Source organism: Aeromicrobium sp. Leaf245 (assembly GCF_942548115.1).
Classification (GTDB): domain Bacteria; phylum Actinomycetota; class Actinomycetes; order Propionibacteriales; family Nocardioidaceae; genus Aeromicrobium.
Window position 1 is genome coordinate 2,279,019 of sequence record NZ_OW824151.1, and the last position, 16,195, is coordinate 2,295,213.

The 16,195-nt window shown below is 70.9% G+C and carries 15 protein-coding genes; 7 read left to right on the forward strand and 8 right to left on the reverse strand.

The window, feature by feature from the left end; translation table 11 throughout:
* Positions 1 to 92 precede the first annotated feature (92 nt).
* Complete coding sequence (locus NBW76_RS11275; RefSeq protein WP_055967976.1) at positions 93 to 296, reverse strand: hypothetical protein; 204 nt, start codon at positions 294 to 296, stop codon at positions 93 to 95.
* A 52-nt stretch (positions 297 to 348) separates the two neighbouring features.
* Between NBW76_RS11275 and NBW76_RS11280 the strand changes: the two genes are divergently transcribed.
* Both NBW76_RS11280 and NBW76_RS11285 read left to right on the forward strand, forming a co-directional pair.
* The gene (locus NBW76_RS11280) at positions 349 to 1,002 is read left to right on the forward strand and encodes an MBL fold metallo-hydrolase (RefSeq protein ID WP_056554521.1); all 654 of its coding nucleotides are present in this window, start codon (positions 349 to 351) and stop codon (positions 1,000 to 1,002) included.
* 112 nt (positions 1,003 to 1,114) lie between these two features.
* Complete coding sequence (locus tag NBW76_RS11285; RefSeq protein ID WP_055967970.1) at positions 1,115 to 1,513, forward strand: hypothetical protein; 399 nt, start codon at positions 1,115 to 1,117, stop codon at positions 1,511 to 1,513.
* Positions 1,514 to 1,531: 18 nt separating this feature from the next.
* Here NBW76_RS11285 and NBW76_RS11290 read toward each other — a convergent pair whose 3' ends face one another.
* A complete protein-coding gene (locus tag NBW76_RS11290; RefSeq protein WP_055967966.1) occupies positions 1,532 to 2,809 on the reverse strand; it encodes a cytochrome P450 in 1,278 nt (425 codons plus the stop codon).
* 112 nt (positions 2,810 to 2,921) lie between these two features.
* On the opposite strand from NBW76_RS11290, the gene NBW76_RS11295 reads away from it, so the two are divergent.
* Both NBW76_RS11295 and NBW76_RS11300 read left to right on the forward strand, forming a co-directional pair.
* Positions 2,922 to 4,370: an APC family permease gene (locus NBW76_RS11295; RefSeq protein WP_055967963.1), complete on the forward strand. Its 1,449-nt coding sequence runs from the start codon at positions 2,922 to 2,924 to the stop codon at positions 4,368 to 4,370.
* Positions 4,363 to 4,668: a putative quinol monooxygenase gene (locus NBW76_RS11300; protein ID WP_056554519.1), complete on the forward strand. Its 306-nt coding sequence runs from the start codon at positions 4,363 to 4,365 to the stop codon at positions 4,666 to 4,668. The genes NBW76_RS11295 and NBW76_RS11300 overlap by 8 nt, the downstream gene beginning before the upstream one ends.
* A 31-nt stretch (positions 4,669 to 4,699) precedes the next feature.
* Here NBW76_RS11300 and NBW76_RS11305 read toward each other — a convergent pair whose 3' ends face one another.
* From NBW76_RS11305 to uvrB, 5 genes are all read right to left on the reverse strand, one after another.
* Entirely contained in the window at positions 4,700 to 5,773 is a 1,074-nt protein-coding gene (locus tag NBW76_RS11305) for a TerC family protein (protein WP_082480823.1), read from the reverse strand.
* 200 nt (positions 5,774 to 5,973) lie between these two features.
* A complete protein-coding gene (locus NBW76_RS11310) occupies positions 5,974 to 7,623 on the reverse strand; it encodes a hypothetical protein (RefSeq protein ID WP_056554516.1) in 1,650 nt (549 codons plus the stop codon).
* A 54-nt stretch (positions 7,624 to 7,677) separates the two neighbouring features.
* Positions 7,678 to 8,412 (reverse strand): N-acetylmuramoyl-L-alanine amidase, encoded by a 735-nt coding sequence (locus tag NBW76_RS11315; protein WP_056554512.1) that lies wholly within the window; start codon positions 8,410 to 8,412, stop codon positions 7,678 to 7,680.
* A 52-nt stretch (positions 8,413 to 8,464) separates the two neighbouring features.
* Positions 8,465 to 9,283, reverse strand: coding sequence for an aldose 1-epimerase (locus NBW76_RS11320; RefSeq protein WP_056554509.1), 819 nt, complete (start codon positions 9,281 to 9,283; stop codon positions 8,465 to 8,467).
* On the reverse strand, positions 9,280 to 11,364 hold the full coding sequence (gene uvrB, locus NBW76_RS11325; protein WP_055968588.1) for an excinuclease ABC subunit UvrB: 2,085 nt from the start codon (positions 11,362 to 11,364) through the stop codon (positions 9,280 to 9,282). Before uvrB ends, NBW76_RS11320 begins: the two co-directional genes overlap by 4 nt.
* An 81-nt stretch (positions 11,365 to 11,445) precedes the next feature.
* On the opposite strand from uvrB, the gene NBW76_RS11330 reads away from it, so the two are divergent.
* Positions 11,446 to 12,186: a TetR/AcrR family transcriptional regulator gene (locus tag NBW76_RS11330; RefSeq protein WP_082480822.1), complete on the forward strand. Its 741-nt coding sequence runs from the start codon at positions 11,446 to 11,448 to the stop codon at positions 12,184 to 12,186.
* Positions 12,187 to 12,286: 100 nt separating this feature from the next.
* Here the strand turns inward: NBW76_RS11330 and NBW76_RS11335 are convergent, their stop codons facing one another.
* Positions 12,287 to 13,717, reverse strand: coding sequence for an acetyl-CoA C-acetyltransferase (locus NBW76_RS11335; protein WP_082481913.1), 1,431 nt, complete (start codon positions 13,715 to 13,717; stop codon positions 12,287 to 12,289).
* Between the two features lie 247 nt (positions 13,718 to 13,964).
* Here NBW76_RS11335 and NBW76_RS11340 point away from each other — a divergent pair, with 247 nt between their 5' ends.
* Together NBW76_RS11340 and NBW76_RS11345 are read left to right on the forward strand one after the other, a co-directional pair.
* Positions 13,965 to 15,311, forward strand: coding sequence for a 3-oxoacyl-ACP reductase (locus NBW76_RS11340; protein ID WP_056554504.1), 1,347 nt, complete (start codon positions 13,965 to 13,967; stop codon positions 15,309 to 15,311).
* A complete protein-coding gene (locus NBW76_RS11345) occupies positions 15,308 to 16,186 on the forward strand; it encodes a MaoC/PaaZ C-terminal domain-containing protein (RefSeq protein ID WP_156364785.1) in 879 nt (292 codons plus the stop codon). The genes NBW76_RS11340 and NBW76_RS11345 overlap by 4 nt, the downstream gene beginning before the upstream one ends.
* Positions 16,187 to 16,195 lie beyond the last annotated feature (9 nt).

Consider the following 16,195-nt stretch of genomic DNA (forward strand, 5'->3'; position numbering starts at 1 on the left):
AGGTTCCGGCAGCAGGTGTAGGCATACGTGTCGAGCCTAGTGGCGACCGCCGACAGAAACACCTCGAGCGACGGTGACCTCACCCACGGGGGTCAGACCTGGTTCACCTGACCGGCCTGCGCGAGCACTCCCAGCACCACGAGCACCAGCAGGACGACGCCCGCGACGAGCAGCTTGCCGCCCTTCTGCCCGGCCGAGGCCGTCTTGCGACGTCGCGCGACGACGATCATCGCGATCGGGATGGTCAGGACGAGCACGAGCCCGATCAGTCGCCCTGCCAGCTCTGCGCCGTCCACGTGTCCCCCTCGTCCCGCGGGCGGGCGAGCCCCGTCCGCCTAGGATCACAGCATGACGTACACGGGTGAGGTCGAGGTCGGCGGTCCGGCCGACGTCCAGCACGCAGGTGACCTGCGGATCACGAAGCTCGCGGTGGGCGAGATGAGCAACAACGCCTACCTCCTGCGGTGCGAGCTGACCGGCGAGCAGGTGCTCGTCGACGCCGCCGCCGAGCCGGATCGGCTCCTCGAGCTGGTCGGCGAGGGCGGCCTGGCCCGCATCGTGACGACCCACCGCCACGGCGACCACTGGCAGGCGCTCGCCGCCGTCGTCGAGGCCACCGGAGCCGAGACCGTGGCGGGCGAGAACGACGCCGAGGGCATCGACGTGCCCACCGACCGGCTGGTCTCGACCGGCGCGCGCGTCCGCGTCGGCTCCTGCGAGCTGGAGGTCACCGAGGTCGTGGGCCACACGCCCGGCTCGATCGTGCTCGCCTACGACGACCCCGACGGCGTCGTGCACCTCTTCGTCGGCGACGACCTCTTCCCCGGTGGTGTGGGCAAGACCTGGTCGCCCGAGGACTTCACCACGCTGATCGACGAGGTGGAGACCAAGATCTTCGGCCGCCACCCCGACGACACGCACGTCTACCCCGGCCACGGGAACGACACGACCCTCGGCGCGGAGCGCCCCCACCTGCCGGAGTGGCGCGAGCGCGGCTGGTAGCCGTCCGACGACACGACGCGGGCCACCGACTCGCTCGACGCCACGGGGCGCACGACCGACCCGGTCGCCCCGCTCCCCTGCGGGAACGCGCCCGGCTGCCTACGCTCGTCCGATGAGGTCGATCGCCGCCGCGTCCATGGTCCTGGTGCTCGCGAGCGCGTGCTCGATCGGTGGTGGGTCCGACGAGCCCGACGCCTCCCAGCAGGCCTTCGACCGGACGTGCTCGCTCGTGCGCTCGGGCGTGGCGGCGTTCAACGAGAACGACTACGCCGAGACGGTCGAACGGTTCGAGGCGGCGCTGGAGCCCGCCCGGGACCTCGCAGAGGTCAGTGACGACGAACGTGCCGACGAGCTGCTCGAGGCCGTCGAGTACTACGCGACACTGCCGGCGAAGGACTACCGCAAGGCGTTCGAGAGCTCCCCGGAGTTCAAGCGCCACCAGGCGACGACGCTCGGCCAGTGCGGCGACGCGCAGCCGGAGGACTCCCCCGGCCAGGAGTCCGAGGCCTGACGTCGGACCGGCGGTCGCTCAGAAGGTGACCGGCAGCTCGTCGACGCCGTAGACGAACGACAGCTGCCGGAACGACAGGTCCGACTCCGGCACCGCGAGGGCGAGGTCGGGGAAGCGACGCAGCAGACGAGGGAACACCGTCCGCAGCTCGATGCGCGCCAGCTCGGCGCCGATGCAGCGGTGGATGCCGTGCCCGAAGGCGAGATGAGCGCTGCGCGGCACGCGGAAGGGGTCGAACTCCTCCGGTTCGTCACCGGCGCCGGCCGGGTCGCGGTTCGCCGCACTGAGCGACGCGAGCAGCACGTCGCCCTTGCGGATCCGCCGACCGAAGAGCGTCATGTCCTCCTTGGCGAAGCGCGGGAACGCGACCTGCACGACGGCGAGGTAGCGCAGCAGCTCCTCCACCACCTTCTCGACGTCCTGCGACGTGCCGTTGCGCACCAGAGCCGCGTGCTTCTCGTCGCGCATCAGCACGATGGTGCCGAGCGCGATCATGCCGGCGGTGGTCTCGAAGCCACCGGTGAACACGCCGTCGGCGAGCCCGGCGAGATCGACGTCGCTGATCGCGTCGCCCTCGGAGCGGATGATCTGGCCGATCAGGCCGGGGCCGGGCTCCAGCCGCTGTCGGGCGACGGCCTCGAAGAGGAACTCCCGCTGCGCCGACACCGCGCCGAAGGCGGCAGCCGCTCCGTTCGTCGCGTCGAAGCGCGCGCTGCCCAGCGCGGCGAAGGCCTCGCGGTCCTCGTAGTCGAGACCGAGCAGGGCACAGATCGTCTGGAAGGGCACCGGGAAGGCGAGGTGCTTCGCCAGGTCGCCGGGTGAGCCGGAGGCCTCGAAGGAGTCGAGCGCGTCGTCGACGATGTTCTCGATGACCGGACCCAGCCGGGAGAGCCGACGCATCGTGAACTCGGGCGTGACGATCTTGCGCAACCGGGTGTGCAGCGGCGGATCGGTGAAGCCCAGCCCGCCGATGTCGTCGGACGTTGCCGGGCCGTCGCCGTGGAACAGGTGCCGGATGTCGTTGGAGTAGGCCCCGCGGTCGGTGAGCACGGTGCGCGTCTCGTCGTACCCCGACACGAGGTAGGCGTTGAAGGAGAACGGCAGGGCCAGCTTGTGCAGGCGCTCCTGGCCGCGGATCTCGGCCAGCCGCGGCAGCGGGTCGGTGCCGTCGCGCTGGAGGGGGACCTTGGTCTCCTCGGGGATGAAGGACATGCGTGAGAGGTCGATGCCCTTGCGCCGGATGCGGCGGACGACGACGCTCCCCAACCAGGAGCTGAGCCGTGCGCGTACGTCCATCACCCCACAGAACCTACTACTGGTGTTGCGCTGGAGGCGGAGCCGGAGGAAGGTGTCCTCCAAACTCTGCTTCGGGGCGCAGTGCTCCGGGGGTGACGACGCGAGGAGCCACATGAGCACCGACACCGCTGGGGTCCAGGAACCGACCGAGCTCCGCCGGGTCATGGGACCCAAGCTGCTGCTGCTCTTCATCGTCGGCGACATCCTGGGTGCGGGCATCTACGCGGTGACCGGACAGATGGCCGGCAAGGTCGGCGGCCTCGTCTGGCTGCCGTTCCTCCTGGCCTTCGTCGTGGCCTCCATGACGGCCCTCTCCTACCTCGAGCTGGTCACGAAGTACCCACAGGCCGCGGGCGCCGCGCTGTACGCGCACAAGGCCTTCGGGATCCACTTCGTGACGTTCCTCATCGCCTTCGCGGTCGTCTGCTCGGGCATCACCAGCGCCTCGACGTCGGCGAAGACACTGGCCGACAACTTCACCGGCGGCCTCGAGGTCAACGGCTGGATCGACGGCACGCCCAGCAGCGGGGTCATCGTCGCGATCGCCATGGGCTTCATGATCCTCCTGGCGATCATCAACCTGCGTGGCGTGGGCGAGAGCGTGAAGTTCAACGTCGTCCTCACCATCGTCGAGCTCGCCGCGCTCTCGATCGTCATCGGCGTGGGCTTCTACGCCATGACCCGCAACGGCGCCGACCTGAGCGAGATCGTGACCTTCCGCGACTACGAGGATCGTGGGCTCTTCCTCGCGGTGACCGCCGCCACCTCCATCGCGTTCTTCGCCATGGTCGGCTTCGAGGACGCGGTCAACATGGTCGAGGAGGTCAAGGAGCCGAACAAGATCTTCCCCCGCACCATGCTCACCGGTCTGGGCATCGCCGTCATCCTCTACATGCTGGTCGCCGTCTCGGTCGTGGCGGTGCTCACCGCCCCCGAGCTGAAGAACATCGCCGACTCCGAGGGGCGCGCACTGCTCGAGGTGGTGTCGAAGGGTGCACCCGACTTCCCGATCGACCGGGTGTTCCCGTTCCTGGCCGTGTTCGCCGTGGCCAACACCGCGCTCATCAACATGCTCATGGCGAGCCGGCTCCTCTACGGCATGGCCAAGCAGGGGGTGCTCCCCCGCCAGCTCGGAGCGGTGCTGCCCGGACGACGCACCCCGTGGGTCGCCGTCGGGTTCTCCACGGTCCTGGCGCTGGGCCTGATCTTCTACGTCACCCGCGACGCCGACAGCAACGTGGTCGCCAACCTCTCGAACGTGACCGCGTTCCTGCTCCTGTGCGTGTTCGCGATCGTCAACGTCGCGTGCCTCATCCTGCGGCGCGACACCACCGGCGCCGAGCGGAACCACTTCATGTCGCCGGGGGTCCTGCCCGCCGTGGCCGCCTTCCTGTGCCTCTTCCTCGCCGGACCGTGGGTCGATCGCGACCCCGAGGTCTACAAGATCGCCGGGGCGCTCATGCTCATCGGCGTCGCCCTGTGGGTCGTCACGTACTTCATCAACAAGGCCACCGGCACGGCCGACAGCTCGTTCGAGGACGTCGAGGGCCTGGGTGGCTGACGGCTCCACCACCCTCGTCGTCGCCGGCTGGCTCCGTGTCGACGCCGCCCACCGCGACGCGTACGTGGACGCGTGCCGTCACGCCGTCGAGCTCGCCCGGCGTGCACCCGGGTGCGTGGCCTTCGCCGTCGCGGCCGACAGCGTCGACCCCGGTCTCGTCGTGGTGCACGAGCAGTGGACCGACGAGTCCTCGCTGATGGCGTTCCGCGCGCTCCCCGACGACGGCGGGACCGCCCTCCCCGACGTGCTGGACGCCCACGTGCGGCGCTACCACGTGAGCGGGGAGGGCCCGGCCTAGCCGGACCCTCCCCGCGACGTGCTGCGTGCCGCTACTGGTCGCCGCGCCGGGCGTCCTTCTCCGGCGTCTCGTCGACGTCGGGCGTGGCCTGCTCGTGCGCCTCGTGGCCGTCGGCCTTGGGAGCCGCGTGGTCCTTGACGCGCTCCGGGTACTTGTTGGCGTACCAGAGGCTGGCCACCGCGGTGGTGCCGAGGATGACGATGATCGCACCGAGGCTCGCGAGCGTCGGGATCTCCGGGACGGGGACGTGCTCGCCGCCGTTGATGAAGGGCAGCTCGTTCTCGTGCAGGGCGTGCAGCAGCAGCTTCACGCCGATGAAGGCCAGCAGCACCGACAGGCCCTGCGACAGGAACACGAGACGCTTGAGCAGGTCGCCCAGCAGGAAGTAGAGCTGGCGCAGGCCCATCAGGGCGAAGACGTTGGCCGTGAACACGAGGTACGGCTCACGGGTCAGGCCGTAGATCGCCGGGATCGAGTCCAGGGCGAACAGCAGGTCCGTGGTGCCGAGGGCGATGATCACGAGGGCCATCGGCGTGAGGGCGCGCCGGCCGTTCTCCTTCACGACCAGCTTGAGGCCGTCCCAGCGGTCCGTCAGGTTGAAGCGGCGGCGGGCCAGCCGGACGACGGCGTTCTCGGCGTCGTCGTCGTGGTCGGTGTCGCGGATCAGCTGGATGGCCGTGTAGATGAGGAACGCGCCGAACAGGTAGAAGACCCACGAGAAGTTGTTGATCGCCACGGCACCGACGGCGATGAAGATCGCCCGGAAGACCAGGGCGATGATGATGCCCACCATCAGCGCTTCCTGCTGGTACTTCCGCGGCACGTTGAAGCTCGCCATGATGATGATGAAGATGAACAGGTTGTCGATCGACAGGCTGTACTCGGTCAACCAGCCCGCGAAGAACTCCACGCCGTACTGGGACCCGTGGTACGTGAACGTCCAGATGCCGAAGGCGACCGCCAGGCCGACGTAGATGCTCAGGTAGGTGGCGCACTCCTTCATCGACGGCTCGTGCGGCTTGCGCGCCACGACGAACACGTCGAAGAGGATGATGGCGATGGTCACACCGACGGTGATGGACCACTCCATGGTCGAGACGTTCACTCAGGTTCCTCCGGTCGACAGACGTGTACCGGAGGTCTCTTCCACCCCGGGATCGGTCCCCCGGAGCCCACAGCACCGGACGGTCGGAAGACCACCGTGATGACGACACTGCAGCGAAGGAATACTCCCCTCCGCCGGACATTGTTGCAGGAGCGCGCGACGGGGCGCACGTCGAGGCGGTGTGACGTGGTGCGGTCCTGTCAGCTCACGCTCGTGCAGGTCGCGTCGCCGAACCCGGAGTAGTCCGACCGGCTCCCCCGTTGCACGGCGGCCCCCCACTGGCTCAGCGCGGTCGGGACACCGGCTGTGGCGTCATCGATGGCCCCGGTGAACGCCACGTAGGTCGCCCACGGGTCCTCACCGTCCGCGGACGTCGCTCGCAGCACCTCGCCGGCTGCGTGGTCGGGCGTGCCACCACCGCCGGCGGCCATGGTGCCGGCGATGCGGTCGACCAGGGCGGGCTGAGCCTGATCCATCCATGCCTTCACGTCGTCGGCCTCCGCGAGACCCTTCAGCCGCAGGACGTCACGCGCGAAGCGTCGGCCGTCGCCGTCGGTGTTGAACCAGTCGGCAGCGACGACGAGGGCGTCGGACCGGATGGTCGCGAGGTCCTCGGCGTCGAGGCCGAGCACGAGGTTGACCGAGCCCGAGACCTCGGCCGGGCGGCCGGCGAAGGACTGGTTGTACGTCGAGGCGACGGCCGAGCTCACGTCGCGCACGCGAATGGCGGCCTCGATGCCGCGGGCCCGCCCGTCGGCTCCGAACACCTCGCCGAAGCGGAGCCGTCCCTGGCGGGAGTCGGTCGAGCGGGTGAGGGTGACTGCGCCGTCACCGTCCTCGCGAACCGTCCGCTCGACCTCCGCGGCGAAGAACGAGGGTGGGACGTCGAGGCGGCCGGAGTCGAGCGTCCGTGCGCGCGCGGTGGCGGGCGCACCACCGGTGACCAGCGACGTCGCGCGCACGGCCTTCGACGCCTCGGCCGGCAGCTCGCCGTCGAGCAGCGCCGCGTACGCCTCCCGCCCGGGGTCGCCGGAGAGGTCGAGGACGACCTGGCGCAGGGCGAACGTGGGCAGGTCCTCGTCGGGCGCGACCTCGGCGTGCGCATCGGTGACAGCAGGCCACAGCACGGTGGTCCGCTCGACGGCGGCCGCGGTCCCGATCGTCACGACGACGTCGTCGGAGCCGATCGGCGTGATCGCTGCGGCCACCTCGTCGCCCCCGCCGCCCGGCAGGTCCTCGGCGAGCCCGCGCAGGGCCGCCTCGTCGCCGGCCGCCTCGAACGCGTCGGCCTCGAGGACCAGCGAGCCGCCCGGCGGGATCTGCGCCGGGTCTCCGGCGCCCGGCAGGCCGGAGGACGGCGGGTCGTCGTCCACGTAGCCGGCCGGCACGACCAGTCGAAGGTTCTTCGTGAGTCCCGCCGTCCCGTCGACCAGGTCGTAGCTCAGGGAGGTCCAGGCCACGCCGCGGGAGTCCTTGGCGGCGGCACCGACGTCCACCGACGTGGCCTCGCCCGAGTCGTCGGGCGTGCTCCGGTCCCATCGCCAGCGACCGTCCACCCGCTGCGGCCAGCCGGAGAAGAGGTCGTCCCCGGCGGTCGGGAACGCCTGGACGACCGCCGCCTCGAGCGGTGTGCTCAGGCCGATCTCCTGCGGGTCGACCCGCAGGCAGACGGGCGAGCGTTCCTTCGTCTCGACGACCGGCTCGGCTGCGGCGGACACCGACGACCGCTCCCCGACCGTGCCCGTCCCCACCAGGGTCGCGCCGACCAGACCCCCCAGGACGATGCCGCCGGCGATCATGCGGCTCACGGACTCGAACGTCAGCGCGTCGAGCTCGTCACGCCACCTCATGGGCACATCCTGCCCCCTGCCACCGCGGCGCGCGCGGGGACCCGAGAAAGACGTTCAGGACCGGTCGCCCAGCTCGACCGCGACACGGCGTCGGAACTCGTCGGCGTCGACCGTGTTCCCGGGGTCCCACTTGCCGGCGGTGCTGGTCTCGGAGTGGTAGCGCACGTGGTCGGCGCCGGTGCCGAACCGGGCCACGATCACCGCCGCGGCGCGCACCGCCGCCTCACCCTGCCGCGCCGTGGGTCGCTGGCCGTACGGCTCCTGGGGCGCGTAGTCGATCTCGATGCCGACGTAGGACGCGTTGCCGTCCCCGGCGGGCATGGGGCCGCTGGAGCGCGCCTCGCCCGCGTGGTTGGCCCGCCCTGCTGCGATCACGTGGCACACGGCGTCGCGGTCGATGAGCAGGTGGCACAGGGGGCCGCGCAGTCCGGTCCTGCCGTCGACCACGGTGTCCAGCGCGGGGTGCGGGTCGGCGGTCGTGGCACGGAACGCCGTGTGGTGCACGAGCACGCCCGACGGGTCGAACGCCCACGGGCGGCCGCGGTCCGCCCAGCCCTCGGTGGCCTCGACCTGCAGCCCGGCGTCACGCAGTGCGGTGGGCAGCCACGTGAGCTGGACCTTGCGGCGGCCGGGGATCGGCAGGTCGCGGACGTAGGGCATGCGGTCCAGGAGGGCGAGACCCCCGATGGTGGCGGTCGCCGCCAGCGCGCCACCGAGCAGCACCCGCCGGCTGGTGCCCCCCGAGCCGGGCTCGAGCCGGGGCCGGGGCATGTCGTCCGTCTGCTGCATGGCGGCTCCCTGGGCTCGTGTCCCTCGCCCGGGACCATCCGACGCCTCGACGCTACGGGGCTGCGGCAACACCTGCAGGACGACCCGCCGCGCCGTGCTGCTCGACGTCGAGGGCGAAGGTGATCGACGTCGCGTCCAGCCACCGGTGCCACGACGGGTGGGCGAAGGCGTCGGGCGGGGCGGTCTGCGGCTCGATGCAGACGGCGTGCTCGGGTCGGGTGTAGACGACCCACCACGGTGCGTCGCTGCTGAGCCGCAGGGTGAGCGTGTCGCCCCAGCGGATCGACGGCGGCCGCTGCAGCGCGAAGCAGTCGTCCCACGGCTCGGCCACCGGCTCGACGAACAGGCCCGTGGGGAGCATCGCGTCGCCGCGTTCGACCATGCGCTCGGGAGCGACGTCGTGGACCGCCTCGGAGCCGTCGGCGAGCCTGCGGCGGAACCAGGGGTGGAACCCGAGCGAGGCCCCGGGGCCTGCGCCGTCCCACCCGAGGGTGCAGGTGAGTCGCGAGGCGGTGAGGGCGTAGCGGAGGGTCGCCGTGCCCGCGGCCGGCCACGGATCACCGAGCTCGGCCTCGAAGGCGAGGTCGTCGACCTGCGTCCAGACGGCGTCGCGTCCGAGACCGTGCAGCGCGTTGCCGTCGTCGGCCGTCGGCAACCGGTGCCGGACGCCCCCGTGCTCCACGACGCCGTGGCCGATCCGGCCCGCCCACGGGACCATGGGATAGCTGCCCCGGGTGATGGTGTCGGGCACTCCGGGCACCGGCTGCGTCGCGATGAGCTCCAGCCCGGCCACCGTGAACGAGACGAGCCGCGCCCCGTGGTCGGGATCGATCTCGACCGCGAGCGGCCCCTCGACGGCCCGCACCGTCACGCGTGCGCCTCGAGCATGCCGCGCAGCTCCTTCTTGAGCTCGCCGATCTCGTCGCGCAGACGGGCCGCGACCTCGAACTGCAGGTCGGCCGCGGCGGCGTGCATCTGCTCGCTGAGCTGCTCGATGAGGGCGGCGAGGTCGGCCGACGGCAGGTCCGCCAGCCCGGCGGTGTGCTGTCCGAGCGGCACGGGCGCACCGCGTCGCTTGTGGTCACCCGTGGCCGCGAGCAGGGTGGCGGTGTCCGCGTCCTCGCGCGCGAGCATGTCGGTGATGTCGCCGATCTTCTTGCGCAGCGGCTGCGGATCGACCCCGCGCTCGAGGTTGTAGGCGACCTGCTTCTCACGACGTCGGTTGGTCTCGTCGATCGCCAGCGCCATGGAGTCCGTGATCCGGTCGGCGTACATGATGACCTGGCCGGAGACGTTGCGCGCGGCTCGACCGATCGTCTGGATCAGGGACCGCCCCGACCGCAGGAAGCCCTCCTTGTCCGCGTCGAGGATGGCCACCAGGCTCACCTCGGGCAGGTCGAGTCCCTCGCGCAGGAGGTTGATCCCCACCAGCACGTCGTACTCCCCCATGCGCAGCTCGCGGAGAAGCTCGACGCGACGCAGCGTGTCGACCTCGCTGTGCAGGTAGCGGGTGCGGATGCCGGCCTCGAGGAGGTAGTCGGTGAGGTCCTCGGACATCTTCTTGGTGAGCGTGGTGACGAGGACGCGCTCGTTCTTCTCGACCCGGTCGCGGATCTGCGCGATGAGGTCATCGATCTGGCCCCGGGTCGGCTTGACGATCACCTCGGGATCCACCAGGCCCGTGGGACGGATGATCTGCTCGACGACCTCGCCGCCGGTCTTCTCCATCTCGTAGGTGCCGGGCGTGGCCGAGAGGTAGACGGTCTGCCCGATGCGCTCCAGGAACTCGCCCCACGTGAGGGGCCGGTTGTCCATGGCACTGGGCAGGCGGAACCCGTGCTCGACGAGCGTGCGCTTGCGCGACATGTCGCCCTCGTACATCGCGCCGATCTGCGGCACGGTCACGTGGGACTCGTCCAGGACCAGGAGGAAGTCCTCGGGGAAGTAGTCGAGCAGGCAGTTCGGCGCCGTACCCGGAGCACGCCCGTCCATGTGGCGCGAGTAGTTCTCGATGCCGGCACACGTACCGACCTGCTGCATCATCTCGATGTCGTAGGTGGTGCGCATGCGCAGCCGCTGCGCCTCCAGCAGGCTGCCCTGGCCCTCGAGCTCGGCCAGCCGCTCGGCCAGCTCGACCTCGATGCTCTCGATCGCCCGCGTCATGACGTCGGGGCCCACGGTGTAGTGCGTCGCGGCCCCGACGTAGAGCTCGGTGTCCTCGCTGAGGACCTCGCCCGTGAGCGGGTGCAGCGTCATGAGCCGCTCGATCTCGTCGCCGAAGAACTCGATCCGGACCGCCATCTCCTGGTAGACGGGGAAGATCTCGAGGGTGTCGCCCTTGACCCGGAACGTGCCGCGCGTGGGTGCGACGTCGTTGCGCACGTACTGCGCCTGGACCAGGGATCGGAGCAGCTCCTCGCGCGGCTTCTCCTCGCCGACCTTGAAGCCGATCATGCGCTCGGTGTACTCCTGCGCCGAGCCGAGGCCGTAGATGCACGAGACCGTGGCGACCACGATGACGTCGCGTCGGGTGAGCAGCGACCAGGTCGCGGAGTGGCGAAGGCGCTCCACCTCCTCGTTGATCGAGGAGTCCTTCTCGATGTAGGTGTCGGTCTGCGGGACGTAGGCCTCGGGCTGGTAGTAGTCGTAGTAGGAGACGAAGTACTCGACCGCGTTGTGGGGCAGCAGCTCGCGCAGCTCGGTGGCGAACTGGGCGGCGAGCGTCTTGTTGGGGAGCATCACGAGCACCGGACGCTGCAGGCGCTCGGTGAGCCATGCGGTGGTGGCGGTCTTGCCGGTGCCGGTGGCGCCCATGAGCACGACGTCCTGCGTGCCCGACTCGATGCGCTCCTGCAGGGCCTGGATCGCGGCCGGCTGGTCGCCGGCGGGCTCGTACTCGGACACGACGGAGAACGGCGCGACCTGACGGCGCAGCGCGGACTTGGGCCTCATGACCTCCACCGTACGACCCGCCACCGACACCGGCGTCGCTCCTGCCGCGGGGCCGTGATCGGCCACACCTAGGATGCATGCATGTCTGCAGCGGAGACGAGCACGGGCGAGACCCACGACGAGGGTGGGACGACCGCCGCCCCCACGGTGGGTGCCCCGCGCGGGCCCCGGTCCCGCACCGAGCAGCGACGTGCCGCGCGCTCGGCGGAGATCGTCGCCGCCACCCGGGCACTCTTCGACGAGCGCGGCGTGCGCGAGGCGCAGATCGAGGACATCGCCAAGGCCGTCGGCATCAACCGGGCGATCATCTACCGGCACTTCTCCAGCAAGGAGGAGCTGTTCGCGGTGACCCTCCTGGGCTACCTGACCGAGCTCGACGAGGCCCTGACGCCGGGTGACGACCCCGACCGCACGGGCCCCCAGCGCCTCGACGCACTCGTGCGGGCGTTCTTCGGCTACGGACTCGAGCACCCGGCCTTCGTCGACTGTGCGCAGACGCTGCTGCGTCGGCGCGGCGTCGAGCTGATGGAAGAGGTCAGCGAGGACGTGATGATCCGGCTCGGCACCGCCATGAGCGCCTGCCTCGGCCACGTGGTGCGGGTCCTCGAGACCGGGGACGCCGAGGGCGAGTTCGCCGTGGCCGACCCGAACCTCCTCGCCAACATCCTCTACACGCAGGGCCTCGGTGCCCTGAACCTGGCGCACCTGCAGATCTCCGTCCGCGAGCACATCTCCGGGCTCCCCGTCGTGGACCCGGTCGTGACCGACGACCTCCTCGACCACCTGCTGCGCGGAGCCCTCGCGATGGCGCGTGGCCGCTGACCTGCCTCGTCCCCGCAGGACGCCCGCCCGACGCGGAGGACCCCCACGACAGGACCCCCACGGCTGGGCCGTGGGGGTCCTGTCGTCGGTGCCGCAGGGGTCAGGCGCCCTCGAGGATGGCGACGACGCCCTGGCCACCGGCCGCACAGATCGAGATGAGGCCGCGGCTGCCCGGGCCCTTCTCGTGCAGGAGCTTGGCCAGGTTGGCGACGATCCGCGCACCGGTGGCCGCGAAGGGGTGCGCTGCGGCGAGCGAGGATCCCTTCACGTTCAGCCTGCTGCGGTCGATCGAGCCGAGCGGGACGTCCAGGCCCAGACGCTCCTTGCAGAAGTCGGGGTCCTCCCACGCGGCGAGGGTCGACAGCACCTGGCCGGCGAAGGCCTCGTGGATCTCGTAGTAGTCGAAGTCCTGCAGGGTGAGCCCGTTGCGCGCGAGCATGCGCGGCACGGCGTACGCCGGGGCCATGAGCAGGCCCTCGGCCCCGCTCACGTAGTCGACGGCCGCCGTCTCGTAGTCCACGAAGTACGCGCGGGGCGTCCAGCCGCGGCGCTGCGCCTCCTCCTCCGAGGCGAGCAGTGCCACGGAGGCACCGTCGGACAGCGGGGTGGAGTTGCCGGCGGTCATGGTCGCCTCGTCGCCGAGCTGCTTGCCGAAGACGGGCTTGAGCTTGGCGAGCTTCTCGACCGTCGAGTCCGGGCGCAGGTGGTTGTCCTTGATGACGCCGTTGAACGGCGTGACCAGGTCGTCCTGCCAGCCGGCGTCCCACGAGGCGGCGAGGTTCTGGTGCGAGGCCGCCGCGAGCTCGTCCTGGGCCTCGCGGGTGATGCCCCAGGCATGGGTCGTGATGGCCTGGTGGTCACCCATCGACAGCCCGGTGCGGGGCTCGGCGTTGCGGGGCTGGTCGGGGGCGAGGTAGCCGGGACGGATCTTCGCGATGGCGGCGAGACGGCCCTTGTTGTCCTTGGCGTTGTTGGCCTCGATGAGGATCTTGCGCAGCTTGTCCCCCACGGCCAGCGGGGCGTCGGACGTGGTGTCCGTGCCGCCGGCGATGCCGGACTCGATCTTGCCGAGCGAGATCTTCGCAGCGACCTGGAACGCGGCCTGCAGGCCGGTGCCGCACGCCTGCTGGATGTCCTCGGCGGGCGTCTCGGGCGAGAGCTTGGACCCGAGGACCGTCTCGCGCGCCAGGTTGAAGTCGCGGCTGTGCTTGAGCACGGCGCCGGCGACGACCTCGCCGACCTTCTCGCCCTCGAGGTCGTAGCGCTCGACGAGACCGTCGAGGGCTGCCGTGAGCATGTCCTGGTTGGAGACGTTCTGGTAAACCGTGTTCGACCGGGCGAACGGGATCCGGTTGCCGCCGACGACGACGACCTTGCGGACGGTCTGCTCGCTGCCGGAGGCGCCGGCCGCAGCCGTGCTCGTCGCGGCCTTCGTGCCGGCGGCCTTGGTCGCAGCGTTCTTGGCAGCGGGGGCCTTCTTGGCCGGTGACTTCTTCGCGGCCGTCTTCTTCGCGGGGGTGTTCTCCGCCATGGCGCGTGCTCCTTGCGCTTCGGGGTGGGCGAGGTGGTGGTGCGGGTCGTGCGACACCGGGCAGGTGCGTGCGGGACGATGGTGCCACGCGGCAGGGTGAGGCGGCAGCCCGCGAGGGTCCCGGCCAGGGCCGAGACCGTGCGGTGTGCGCCTCACCACGCCCGGTGGACGCGGTTGTCACTCCAAGTTACAGTTCACGTGCGATTCCAGATACCGATGGTATGCGAGAGATAGGACACACACCCTGATGAGCGATCGTTACCAGGACCTGGCCCACAACCCGATCGGCAAGTTCCTCGTGAAGAACCTGGGACTGCCGAACCCTCCGTACCTGGAGCGCTACGACGGCGGCCCGTTGGTCGCCGGCACCGTCCTCACCGGCACGGCGAAGGCCGGGACGGTCTCCAAGGCGATCACCGCGGCGCTCAAGGCCGACAAGATCGAGGCCACGGGCGTGCCCGCGCAGGGCAAGCGCTACAAGGGCCTCGTGTTCGACGCGACGGGCATCTCCGACGCCGCCGGGCTGGTCGCGCTCCAGGAGTTCTTCACCCCGGTGCTCCGTCAGCTGCAGGGCTGTGGCCGGATCGTCGTCGTCGGCTCCGTCCCCGAGGACGCCGCCACCGAGGGTGCGCGGGTCGCCCAGCGCGCCCTCGAGGGCTTCACCCGCTCGCTCGCCAAGGAGGTCGGGGCCGGCAGCACCGCAAACCTCGTCTACCTCGCGAAGGGCGCCGAGAAGTCCGTCGCCTCGACGCTCGGCTTCCTGCTCTCCGCCAAGTCCGCCTACGTGTCGGGCCAGGTCGTCCGCATCGGCTCCACCGGCATCACGAAGGTGACCGAGCCGGCCGACCTCCAGAAGCCGCTCGCCGGCAAGGTCGCGCTCGTCACGGGCGCCTCGCGCGGCCTCGGCGAGGCCGACATGCGCACCCTCGCCCGCGACGGAGCCACCGTCATCGGCCTCGACGTCCCGCCGCTCGAGGGTGACCTCAAGGCCCTCGCCGAGGAGCTGGGCGGCGGCTACATCGTGGGTGACATCACCTCGCCCGACGCCCCGGCGACGATCGCCGCCTACGTCAAGGAGAACTACGGCGCGGTCGACGTCGTGGTGCACAACGCCGGCATCACGCGCGACAAGCGCCTGCGGAACATGAAGGCCGAGAACTGGCAGCTGGTGGTCGACATCTCGGTGGGCGCGCCCCAGCGGATCACCGACGAGCTGCTGGCCCAGGGCCTCGTCAACACCGGCGGCACGATCATCGGCATCGCATCGATCGCGGGCATCGCGGGCAACAACGGCCAGACGAACTACGCGTCGGCCAAGGCCGGCGTGATCGGCTGGATCCAGTCGCTCGCCGAGCGGGTCGCCGCCGACGGCATCACGGCCAACGTCGTCGCCCCGGGCTTCATGGAGACCGAGATGGTCAAGACCATCCCGCTCGGCATCCGCGAGGCCGGGCGCCGCATGAACTCGATGTCCCAGGGCGGGCTGCCGGTCGACGTGGCCGAGGCGATCGCCTGGTTCGCCAACCCGGGTTCGGGTGCCGTGAGCGGGAACGTCCTCGGCGTGAACGGCCAGATGCTGCTGGGGGCCTCGTGACCACCAGGCGCTTCGAGGACGCACCGTCCACGCTGCCCCTCATGCTGAAGGCCGCCCTGCCGGCCCTGCCCGTCGTGGGCTCGCTGCCGGGGGTCAAGCACGCGTCGGGCGCGGTGCCCGACCTCGTGCTGGAGCGCTCCGGCGTCGGCACGGACCCGGCGCACCTCGAGCGCTACCTCGACGTGTGCGGCTTCCCGCACGTCGAGCACCTGCCCGCCACGTACCCGCACATGGCGGCGTTCGGCCTGCACATGGCACTCATGACGGACACCGCGTTCCCCCTCGCCCCCATGGGCCTGGTGCACCTGCGGAACCGCATCACGCAGCACCGTCCCATCGGCGCCGACGAGGTGTTCGACGTGTCCGTGCGGGCCGCCGACCTGCGACCGCACCCGAAGGGACGACTCGTCGACCTCCTCACGGCCGTCACGATCGACGGCGAGCTCGTGTGGGACGAGGTCACGACGCTCTTCTCGCGTGGTCGTGGCGGAGCGCCGGAGACGTCGCCCGCGCCCCTGGAGGGCGTGGAGGCACCCCGGGGCGTCGTCCACTGGCGGCTCGCCGGTGACCTGGGCCGGCGCTACGGCGCCGTGTCCGGAGACCGCAACCCCATCCACCTGTACCCCGTCACCGCGAAGGCGTTCGGCTTCCCGAGCAACATCGCGCACGGCATGTGGACGAAGGCCCGCAGCCTGGCGGCCCTGCAGAACCGGCTCCCCGACGCGTTCAGCGTCGACGTGGAGTTCAAGAAGCCGGTGCTCCTGCCCACGACCGTGGTGTTCGGGTCGACGACCGGCGACGACGGCACCGACTTCGGGGTCCGTGCGCAGAAGAAGGACTCGACGCACCTGGTCGGACGCATCACCCCGTCCTGAGCGACGGAC

What these genes read in the sequence shown, in the direction of transcription:
- uvrB (WP_055968588.1), bottom strand. Translation starts at nt 11,364, where the DNA reads ATGAGGCCCAAGTCCGCGCTGCGCCGTCAGGTCGCGCCGTTCTCCGTC.
- NBW76_RS11315 (WP_056554512.1), bottom strand. Translation starts at nt 8,412, where the DNA reads ATGCAGCAGACGGACGACATGCCCCGGCCCCGGCTCGAGCCCGGCTCG.
- NBW76_RS11295 (WP_055967963.1), top strand. Translation starts at nt 2,922, where the DNA reads ATGAGCACCGACACCGCTGGGGTCCAGGAACCGACCGAGCTCCGCCGG.
- NBW76_RS11290 (WP_055967966.1), bottom strand. Translation starts at nt 2,809, where the DNA reads ATGGACGTACGCGCACGGCTCAGCTCCTGGTTGGGGAGCGTCGTCGTC.
- NBW76_RS11335 (WP_082481913.1), bottom strand. Translation starts at nt 13,717, where the DNA reads ATGGCGGAGAACACCCCCGCGAAGAAGACGGCCGCGAAGAAGTCACCG.
- NBW76_RS11285 (WP_055967970.1), top strand. Translation starts at nt 1,115, where the DNA reads ATGAGGTCGATCGCCGCCGCGTCCATGGTCCTGGTGCTCGCGAGCGCG.
- NBW76_RS11340 (WP_056554504.1), top strand. Translation starts at nt 13,965, where the DNA reads ATGAGCGATCGTTACCAGGACCTGGCCCACAACCCGATCGGCAAGTTC.
- NBW76_RS11330 (WP_082480822.1), top strand. Translation starts at nt 11,446, where the DNA reads ATGTCTGCAGCGGAGACGAGCACGGGCGAGACCCACGACGAGGGTGGG.
- NBW76_RS11280 (WP_056554521.1), top strand. Translation starts at nt 349, where the DNA reads ATGACGTACACGGGTGAGGTCGAGGTCGGCGGTCCGGCCGACGTCCAG.
- NBW76_RS11310 (WP_056554516.1), bottom strand. Translation starts at nt 7,623, where the DNA reads ATGAGGTGGCGTGACGAGCTCGACGCGCTGACGTTCGAGTCCGTGAGC.